Below are 4,207 nucleotides of genomic sequence, written 5' to 3'. Positions count from 1 at the left end.
CCACCAGCACCGGCCGCAGAACTCCACGGCGGCTCGGTCCCGGCCCCGGAACAAAAGGTGCCCGGCCAGTAGCTGGCAACAGCCGCCAGGCAGCACGTCAGACCGCCGGGCTCCCACCAGGCAATCAGTCAGGCATCAGGCAGTCAACAAGGCGAGCAGCAAGGAAATCACGGTGGCGCAGAAGACCGGCAAAGCAAAAAGCGGCAAGGTGCCCAACGCCACCAAGCGGCTCCGCCTCGGCCTGGGGATCATGCTGACCCTCCTGCTGGTCGTGGGCGGGAAACTCTTTATGGTCCAAGGGCTCGACGTCGGCGGAATGGCCGCGGCAGCGCTCGATTACCGGATGCGTGAGACCTCCCTGCCTGCCGAGCGCGGTAGCATCCTGGACGCCAATGGCGTGGTGCTGGCCAACAGCCTGATCCGGTACAACCTGGTGGTGGACCAGGTCACCAACACGAAGACGGAGAAGTTCTGGCGCTTGGTGGAGGGCCAGGACAAGCTGGTGGAAGTCAGCCGGGACCAGGGCATCAGCGAACTCGCGGCTGTCCTTGGAACGGACTCTGAGGATCTCCGGAAGGCCGTCACCGGAGAATCCAAGTACTACATTGTGGCTAAGGACCTGAAGCCGGACGTTGAAGACCGGATCTCCAAGCTCCAGATCCCCGGCATCGTCACTGAAGGCGTGAGCAAGCGGGTTTACCCCAACGGGTCCGTAGCAGGCGGGATCATCGGTTTCCTCCAGGACGGCAGCACTGGCCAGGCGGGAATCGAACAGACCCAGGATGAGTTGCTGCGCGGCGTGGACGGGAAGCGGCTTTTCGAAATCGGCGCCGACGGCCTGCGCATCCCCGTCGGTGTGGATGAACTGACCCCGCCTGAGGACGGCAAAGACGTCAGGCTGACCCTCAACGCCGACCTCCAGTATTTCGCCCAGCAGGCCATCCAGAGCCAGTCGGACAAGCAGGGGGCCGAATGGGGCGTCATTACGGTGATGGACGCCAAGACCGGCAACATCGTCGCGATGGCAGACACCAACTCCCCGGACCCTAACGATCCCGGAAGAGTGGCGGCGAAGGACCGTGGCGTTCGCTCGGTGACTGCTGCCTACGAGCCCGGATCGGTGCAGAAGATGATCACTGCCGCTGCATTGATTGAGGAGGGAAAGGCCAGCCCCCTGGATACGTTCACGCTCGGTCCTTCCTACACGGTGAACGGCCAGAGCTTCACGGACTCCTTTGCCCACGGCACCGAAGAGCGCACGCTGGCCGGGATCCTTGGCTGGTCCATGAACACGGGGACCGTAATGGCCGGAGAGCGGCTCACCAAGGAACAAAGATACGACTGGCTCAGGAAGTTCGGCATCGGTGAGGCCCCGGACATCGGCCTCCCCGCCACGGCCGCCGGCATCCTCACCCCTGCTGACCAGTGGGACGGACGCCAGGAGTTCACTGTCCTCTTCGGCCAGGGCGTTTCGCAGTCGACGCTTCAAACAGTGCGGGCATTCCAGACGATCGCCAACAACGGCGTCATGCTCCAGCCCAGGCTCATCGATGCCTACGTCACCGCTGACGGCAAGGAGGAGAAGGTGGCCCCGCAGCCTTCCCGCCAGGTGGTCTCCGACAACACCGCCCAGCAGGTTCAGGACATCCTGGAAAGTGCCGTCACTGAAGGGCAGATCAAGGACGCGGCCATCGACGGTTATCGGGTTGGAGCAAAAACGGGAACATCCGAATCGCCGTGCGACGACGGCAAGTCAGGCTTCTGCGGGTACACCGCTTCAATCGTAGGGATGGCACCGATGGATGACCCTCGGTTTATTGTTGAGGTGGTGCTGCAGCGTCCGAAGGGCGACATCTACGGCATCACGCAGGGGCCGGTGTTCCGCTCGGTGATGAGCCAGGCCCTGCGCACCTACAACGTCCAGCCGTCCACGGGCGAACCGGCCAGGCTGCCGCAGTTCGCCAAGTAGCACCACGCCAGGCAGCAGTTCCCACCGCGCCCGTACCGGAAGCCGATTCCTGCGGGCACGATCCACTAGCACCATCGGAGATCCTTTTGTCACACCAGAACGAACCTGGCAGCCACAGCGCGCCGGAAGGGGAAACCCCCGCCGGCCGGTTCAGGCCCACAGCCGTAGCTGCGGTCCGTCTGGACAGCATTGGGGAAGCACTCGGTGTCCCGGTGCCGGGTTCGTCGGCCGGGATCAGCGTCACCGGTATTTCGCTGAACTCCCGCACCGTGGAGCACGGAGACCTGTACGTGGCGCTGCCCGGTGCCGCCCGCCATGGCGCTGACTTCGTGTCACAGGCGGTGGACCGGGGAGCGGTGGCGATTCTCACGGACGACGCCGGTGCGCGGCTCCTGGCACTGTCAGCGGACACTTCCGTCCCCGTCCTGGTGGTTGACGCACCGCGAAACGTCGTGGGGCCGCTCTCAGCCCTGATCTACCGGAGCCAGCCGTCCGCCGGGCGGCCCTTGCGTCTCTTCGGCGTGACGGGCACCAACGGAAAGACCACCACCACGTATTTCATCAACGCCCTGCTTCGCTCCCTCGGGCAGAAGACCGGCCTGATCGGAACCATCGAGATTCTTGCCGGCGGGCAGCCGATTCCCAGCCTGCTGACCACCCCCGAATCAACGGATGTCCATGGGCTGCTGGCACTGATGCGGGAAAGAGGTCTGGACGCTGCGTCGATGGAAGTGTCCTCCCATGCCGTGTCCTTCCAACGGGTGGACGGTGTGCTCTTCGATGTCGCGGGGTTCACCAACCTGACGCAGGACCACCTGGACCTCCACGGGACCATGGAAGACTACTTCGCCACCAAGGCCGAGCTGTTCACGCCGCAGCGCGCCCGTGCCGCCGTAGTAACGGTCGACGACGACTGGGGCCGAAGGCTTGCCGCCACAGCCGGGATCCCGGTCACCACCCTCGCCACCGTTTCCGGCGGCGATCTTTCGCGCGAAGACGCCGACTGGCGGGTCGCGGAGATTGCCGCCCGCGGGCTGGGATCCGATTTCACCCTGCGCGGCCCTGACGGCACTGCGCTGCAGGTCCACACCGGGCTGCCCGGTACCTTCAACGTGGCCAATGCGGCACTGGCCACTGTGATGGTGCTGGCCAGCGGGGTGGACGCCGCCGCCGTGCAGGCGGCCCTGAATTCCCACGATCCCTTCACCGTGGCGGTGCCGGGCAGGATGCAGCTGATTTCGGACGCGCCGGCCGCCGTGGTCGACTTTGCCCACAACACTGATGCCCTGGCCCGGGCTCTGCAAGCCGTCCGGTCGCCGGTGCCCGGCTCCAGGGTGATAGTTGTTTTCGGCGCCACCGGTCAACGGGACCAAGGCAAACGGCCAGCCATGGGAGCTATCGCTGCGCGGCTTGCAGACGTTGTGATCATCACGGACGATGACCCCCACGATGAAGACCCGGCAGCCATCAGGGCAGACGTCATGGCGGGTGCCAGGGCTGCCCTCGAGCAGGAGCCGTTGGAGAGTGTGATCGAGGAAGTATATCCCCGCGATGCCGCCATCCAACGCGCTGTTGAACTGGCCGATCCGAGCGACACCATCCTGGTGGCCGGCCGCGGACACGAGGTCTGGCAGGAAGTCAAAGGTGTCAACCTTGCGCTCGATGACCGGGTGGAACTCCGGAACGCCTTGACAGCCAGGGGATTCACCGTTCTTCCAGACGACCGGATAGAGTCCTAGACCGAGATGATTGCATTTACTGCGGCGGAAATCGCCGAAATCACAAACGGCCGCCTGGACGCCGATCCCGGGATCACCCCTCTTTCGGTAGTTACCGATTCCCGTGAGGCGGCCCCCGGGTCGCTCTACGTTGCAAAACCCGGCGAAAACGCTGACGGCCACGACTTTGTCGCAGCGGCGTTCAGCCGCGGTGCGGTGCTTGTTCTCGCGGAGCGCCCGGTGACGGGTGCCGATGGTGAGCAGTACCCCGCGATCCTGGTCAAGGATGCCGTCCTGGCGATGGGCGCGCTCGCTGCCGAGGCAGTGCGCCGCATCCGTGCGGCCAAGGCTGCAGCCAACGGTGTCCTTACTGTCATCGGCATCACCGGTTCCGCCGGCAAAACCACCACCAAAGACCTCCTTGCAGGGATACTCACGCAGCAGGGCCCAACCGTTGCGCCGCAGGGATCCTACAACGGCGAGGTGGGAGTTCCGCTGACCGTCTTCGGGGCGGATGCGG

The 4,207-nt window shown here is 64.9% G+C and carries 3 protein-coding genes; all 3 read left to right on the top strand.

Annotated features, from left to right (window positions below):
- Positions 1-172 precede the first annotated feature (172 nt).
- Complete coding sequence (locus DBR22_RS21460; protein ID WP_181365281.1) at positions 173-1,969, top strand: peptidoglycan D,D-transpeptidase FtsI family protein; 1,797 nt, start codon at positions 173-175, stop codon at positions 1,967-1,969.
- An 86-nt stretch (positions 1,970-2,055) separates the two neighbouring features.
- Positions 2,056-3,708, top strand: coding sequence for a UDP-N-acetylmuramoyl-L-alanyl-D-glutamate--2,6-diaminopimelate ligase (locus tag DBR22_RS21455; RefSeq protein WP_108600659.1), 1,653 nt, complete (start codon positions 2,056-2,058; stop codon positions 3,706-3,708).
- Between the two features lie 6 nt (positions 3,709-3,714).
- Positions 3,715-4,207, top strand: a 493-nt coding sequence (locus DBR22_RS24950; protein ID WP_258229365.1) for a Mur ligase domain-containing protein, incomplete at its 3' end; no start/stop codon positions are given.

Origin of the sequence: Arthrobacter sp. HMWF013, assembly GCF_003061105.1 — a bacterium.
In the GTDB taxonomy this organism is placed as follows: Bacteria; Actinomycetota; Actinomycetes; order Actinomycetales; family Micrococcaceae; genus Arthrobacter.
Note: the sequence above shows the minus strand (reverse complement) of the source record. Positions and strands in the feature narration are given on the sequence as shown.